Annotated in this window: 1 protein-coding gene; it reads left to right on the forward strand. The window is 65.6% G+C overall.

The annotated features are described in order from the left end of the window. The first annotated feature begins 373 nt into the window (after nt 1–373). Nucleotides 374–805, forward strand: a complete 432-nt coding sequence (locus SI859A1_RS00280) for an IclR family transcriptional regulator domain-containing protein (RefSeq protein WP_081451294.1) — start codon at nt 374–376, stop codon at nt 803–805. The last annotated feature ends 195 nt before the right edge of the window (nt 806–1000 follow it).

Consider the following 1000-nt stretch of genomic DNA (forward strand, 5'->3'; position numbering starts at 1 on the left):
CTCTGACACATGCAGCTCCCGGAGACGGTCACAGCTTGTCTGTAAGCGGATGCCGGGAGCAGACAAGCCCGTCAGGGCGCGTCAGCGGGTGTTGGCGGGTGTCGGGGCTGGCTTAACTATGCGGCATCAGAGCAGATTGTACTGAGAGTGCACCATATGCGGTGTGAAATACCGCACAGATGCGTAAGGAGAAAATACCGCATCAGGCGCCATTCGCCATTCAGGCTGCGCAACTGTTGGGAAGGGCGATCGGTGCGGGCCTCTTCGCTATTACGCCAGAATTCGAGCTCGGTACCCCTGAGTCTAGGTCGGACTAGACCTTGTAAAACGACGGCCAGTCCAGTGTGCTGGAAAGGCCGCCGCCGGCCTTCAGATCCGCCGCGTCGCCGTTGCGCGTGGTGAACAGGAACAGCCCCATCCGGTCGATCTCGACGTCGGCAGCCATCTGAAGCTCGCGACCTCGGCCATCGGACGGGCCTATCTCGCCGGCCTGCCGGACCGAGATCGCGCCGATTTGATGGCGAAGCTGGCGGCCCGCGAGGGCGAGGCCTGGCCGGCGATGGAGGCGGGGATCGCCGCGGCGCTCAAGGATTTCCGGGCGCTGGGCTTCGTCGTCTCGGCCGGCGACTGGAAGCGCGAGGTCAACGCCGTCGGCGTGCCGCTGGCCATCGGTACCGGCGGTCTCGCCTTCGCGCTGAATTGCGGCGGGCCGGCCTTCGCGCTGCCGGCCGAGCGGCTGCGCAGCGACGTCGGGCCGAAGCTGAAGCGCACGGCGCAAGCGGTGCGCGGCGCGCTGGGACTGTAGCCTCGCCGCGCCGCCGGCTTGTGCGATGCGCATAGGAAAATCGTCGCGCATGGGACGAAGTCCCTTTTCCTTCCAGCGCGATGGCAATAGGTTTCGCCGCAATCCGCGTCGGTTTTGGGCACCGGACCGGTCGGTCACACTCAATGGGAGACCCCGATCGTGGCAGCACGCATCATCAGCTTCATCGTCGCGCTT

Origin of the sequence: Aurantimonas manganoxydans SI85-9A1 (assembly GCF_000153465.1) — a bacterium.
Lineage (GTDB): Bacteria > Pseudomonadota > Alphaproteobacteria > Rhizobiales > Rhizobiaceae > Aurantimonas > Aurantimonas manganoxydans.